Origin of the sequence: Halobacillus sp., assembly GCF_049282395.1 — a bacterium.
In the GTDB taxonomy this organism is placed as follows: Bacteria; Bacillota; Bacilli; order Bacillales; family Halobacillaceae; genus Halobacillus.
This window is the reverse complement of sequence record NZ_JBAPTY010000259.1, coordinates 1-3,938: the sequence shown is the minus strand read 5'-3', so window position 1 is coordinate 3,938 and position 3,938 is coordinate 1. Positions and strand designations below refer to the sequence as shown.

At 42.6% G+C, this 3,938-nt stretch carries 4 protein-coding genes and 1 pseudogene; 4 read left to right on the top strand and 1 reads right to left on the bottom strand.

Annotated features, from left to right (window positions below; translation table 11 throughout):
• The 4 genes and pseudogenes from WAM07_RS11065 to WAM07_RS11050 form a co-directional block, all read left to right on the top strand.
• Window positions 1–292: pseudogene (locus tag WAM07_RS11065) on the top strand (transcriptional regulator); the annotation flags it as partial.
• 18 nt (window positions 293–310) lie between these two features.
• A complete protein-coding gene (locus WAM07_RS11060) occupies window positions 311–463 on the top strand; it encodes a sporulation histidine kinase inhibitor Sda (RefSeq protein ID WP_422166844.1) in 153 nt (50 codons plus the stop codon).
• Between the two features lie 72 nt (window positions 464–535).
• Window positions 536–1,246 carry a YqjF family protein gene (locus tag WAM07_RS11055; protein ID WP_422166842.1) on the top strand — a complete coding sequence of 237 codons (711 nt, stop codon included), beginning with the start codon at window positions 536–538 and terminating at the stop codon, window positions 1,244–1,246.
• Between the two features lie 96 nt (window positions 1,247–1,342).
• Window positions 1,343–2,302, top strand: a complete 960-nt coding sequence (locus tag WAM07_RS11050; protein WP_422166841.1) for a ring-cleaving dioxygenase — start codon at window positions 1,343–1,345, stop codon at window positions 2,300–2,302.
• 46 nt (window positions 2,303–2,348) lie between these two features.
• On the opposite strand, the gene WAM07_RS11045 is transcribed toward WAM07_RS11050, so the two are convergent.
• On the bottom strand, window positions 2,349–3,938 hold a 1,590-nt coding region (locus tag WAM07_RS11045; RefSeq protein ID WP_422166839.1), incomplete at its 5' end, for an aconitate hydratase.

Here is a 3,938-nt window from a genome sequence, read left to right as displayed (position 1 = left end):
GGCTCATTGTGACCTTTCACTTCGATACACCTGGATGTTTAATCCCCACCCTGATTTTAAGATGAGTCCCATACATGGAAAGCGTGACGATGAACTTGACTATAATGAAGGCACCCTTGCTTTAATGGACCTAAAAAAAAGAGTGATCGAAACAAAGAAAACTCAACGAGAACGAATTTATTTCCCTTTGTCAGATGGGCTACTTTATTATGATGTATTTGCGCAGCCCCTCTATAACCAGAAAGGCGAAATCATAGGAGCAGCTACAGCATCAACAGAACTTCCATCCTAACGAAAGGGGACATATTATATGATCGTTAAAAAATTGCCACAACGTCTGCTTATACGTTCACTTCATACAGCGGTGGAGATGAAATTAGATCACTCTTTTATTCACCTGCTTGAAGATGAGCTTCAGAAGAGGAAACAGGAAAAAACATATTCTGCACATAAGGCAGAATGAACGTCTGTACTCAAGGAAGCCTATTAGGGTGAATGTTTACTACAGAAGTGGGAATAACATAAGAAAAAAGAGGTGAATATCCGCTTGTCAACTTCACCATGGATCATACGGCAGTCGTGGGAAGACCTTATTTTTATGCATTGGCCTGTCCCAGAGACGGATTTGCGCCCCTTTGTACCAAGTGAATTAGAATTAGATTTGTATAATGGTATGGCCTGGATTGCAATCGTTCCCTTTCATATGAAAGATATTCAGTTTAGAGGCCTTCCCCGCATTCCTTTTGGCAATCAATTATTAGAATTAAATGTGAGAACTTACGTCACATATAAAGGAGAACCAGGTGTTTATTTTATATCCCTTGACGCTAACCACAGTCTTGGGGTTTTTTTAGCGCGAACATTATTTGGCTTACGCTACTTAAACGCTCAAATAAGGTTAGATAAGCAGGCAAATGACCTTCACTTTTCAAGCCGGCGAACCCATTACGGAATGCCTCCCTCTCACTTTCATGCAAGGTTTAAGATTGCGAATTCCATCCACACCTATAAACCTGGATCTCTAATGAACTGGTTAACGGAGAGATATATGTTATGGACTGTGCGCGGCTCTTCTGTTTATAAAGGTCCTATTGAGCATAAACACTGGGAGCTTCAACCTGCAGAAAGTAATATTGTTATTAATGAAATTGTGGATTTCCTTCCAGACTTAATTTTTCTGCAGCAGCCAATCACCTGTTATTCAAGATCTTTAGAAGTATATCTCTACCCTTTTCGGAAGGTATAAACCTGTAAATTGACATGAGGAACAAATAACGATAACATTTATCTTGAATTCGAGATTATAGTTCGTAATGTCCTACTATTAGAGGAGGCCACTTCAATGAACATTCAAGGAATCCATCACGTTTCAGCGATCACAGCGAACGCAAGTGCAAATTATGAGTTTTATGCAAAGGTACTGGGGATGCGCCTGGTCAAAAAAACCGTCAATCAGGATGATCCTTCAATGTACCACTTATTCTACGCGGATGAAGCTGGATCCCCGGGGACGGATTTAACCTTTTTTGAAATTAAACGTGCAGGTCATACCTATCCTGGTTCTCAGAGCATTTCTACCACCTCTCTTCGAGTGCCAACTGATGAGTCATTAAACTATTGGCAAGAGAGACTCGATCAATATGAGGTTGAGCGAGGTTCTATCGAAGAACAAGCAGGCAGAAAAGAGATCTCCTTCCGAGATCCTGAAGGCCAGCGTTTAAAGCTTATTTCAGACGAATTCAATCACGGGGTCCCTGGTGGAATTCCCTGGTCCAAAGGCCCTGTCCCTATACAGTACGGAATACTCGGTCTTGGTCCCGTACATCTGACCGTTACAGATGCGGCACTTACTAAAGCAGTATTGATGGACACTTTGGGTTTTCGTGAACTGGAGCACCCGAAGCCATATTGGTACGCTTTTGAAACTGGAGAAGGTGGGAACGGTGCTCGTGTTTACGTAGAAGAGCAACCTGAATGGAAACGTGAAAAACCTGGACGTGGCAGTGTTCACCATGTGGCTTTTAGAGTAGAAGATGAACAAGAGCTGGAGAAATGGAAAGCAAAAATCCAGGATTCGGGCTTCCCTAATTCAGGTATCGTAGATCGTTACTATTTTAAATCCCTTTATTTTAGAGATCCAAATCATATATTATTTGAGCTGGCTACAGATGGTCCAGGCTTTGACACGGATGAAGATAAAGAACATTTAGGAGAAACTCTGGCTCTGCCACCTTTCCTTGAGGAAAAGCGCAGGGAAATAGAAGATCGTTTAACACCGCTCCACACTTCTACTCCTAAATAAACGTAAAAGACGACGATCCTTTTAGGATCGCCGTCTTTTTTACTTATTATTTATCTAAGCGGTTCTTAACCCAGTTGATCAAACCGCCCATTTGCATGATTTCGATTTGACGTTCAGATAGCGCATGTTCTAATTTTAAGGTCTTGTCCTTACCTTTCACTTCTACTTCTACTTGATTGGATTGTTTAATACCATCTCTCAATCCTTTAAACACTAGAACATCACCTTGTTCCAACTCATCCAAGTCCTCTTCGTTCACAAATGTTAACGGGAGAACACCAAAGTTGGCCAGGTTTTGCCAGTGAATTCGAGCGAAGTCCTTCACAATGGCTACTTTAAGTCCTAAATATTTGGGTGCAAGCGCAGCATGTTCACGGCTTGAACCTTGACCATAGTTCATACCTGCAACGACCGCGTGACCACCTTGATCCCGGATTTCCATGGCACGGTCGTGATAAGTTTCATCTACGATTTCGAATGTGAACTTACTAATCTCAGGCAGATTACTGCGGTATGGTAATACTCTTGCACCGCCTGCTAAAATTTCATCTGTAGAAATGTCATTGCCCATTTTCAGTAAGATTGGCAGTTCCATTTCATTCGGCAGCTCATCCATCTCAGGAATAGATGCAATGTTTGGTCCTTTTACAAGTTCTACTTCTTTCGCTTCTTCATAAGGAAGTGGATCATCCAGAAGCCTTGTATCAATGGTTGGCTCTTCCAGCTCTTTAATAGTTGGATAATCAAAGTCTGACTTTCTAGGATCCGTAATTTTCCCTGTCAAAGCTGATACAGCAGCTGTTTCCGGACTGCATAAGAACACACTATCTTCTTTTGTACCTGAGCGGCCCGGGAAGTTCCTTGGTGTCGTACGTAAGCTGTTACGTCCCGTGGCAGGTGCCTGTCCCATTCCAATACAACCATTACAACCTGCCTGGTGCAAGCGGCCTCCAGATTGCAGGAAGTTAGCTATATGTCCTTCTTGAGAAAGATCAATCAGCATTTGTCTTGATGTTGGATTCAAGTCAAAGGATACACCGTCTGCAATTCTGCGTCCCTCAACTATCTTGGAGGCAACTGCGAAATCACGATAGCCCGGATTAGCTGATGAACCAATATAAGACTGATAAATAGATTCGCCTTCTACTTCTTCAATAGGTACTACGTTTCCTGGGCTGGACGGTTTAGCAATCATTGGCCCAAGTTCAGATAAGTCTAGTTCATCATGAACATCATAAGAAGCTCCATCATCCGCTTTCAACTCGATCCAGTCATCCTCACGACCTTGCAGTTTCATGAATCGCTTCGTCTCTTCGTCGGATGGGAAGACTGTACCTGTAGCCCCAAGTTCCGCACCCATATTTGCAATCACGTGACGATCCATTGCAGTTAGATTTTTGAGACCTGGACCGTAGTATTCAAATACATGGTTAGTAGCGCCTTTAACTCCATGTCTTCTCAACATTTCAAGAATAGCATCTTTAGCACTTACCCAATCAGGGAATTCTCCTGTTACTTTAACGCCCCATACTTTAGGCATTTTCACATAGAAAGGTTCTCCTGCAATAGCCATAGCTACATCGATTCCGCCTGCTCCCATGGCAAGCATGCCCATACAGCCATTTGCACAAGTGTG

What these genes read in the sequence shown, in the direction of transcription:
- WAM07_RS11060 (WP_422166844.1), top strand. Translation starts at nt 311, where the DNA reads ATGATCGTTAAAAAATTGCCACAACGTCTGCTTATACGTTCACTTCAT.
- WAM07_RS11050 (WP_422166841.1), top strand. Translation starts at nt 1,343, where the DNA reads ATGAACATTCAAGGAATCCATCACGTTTCAGCGATCACAGCGAACGCA.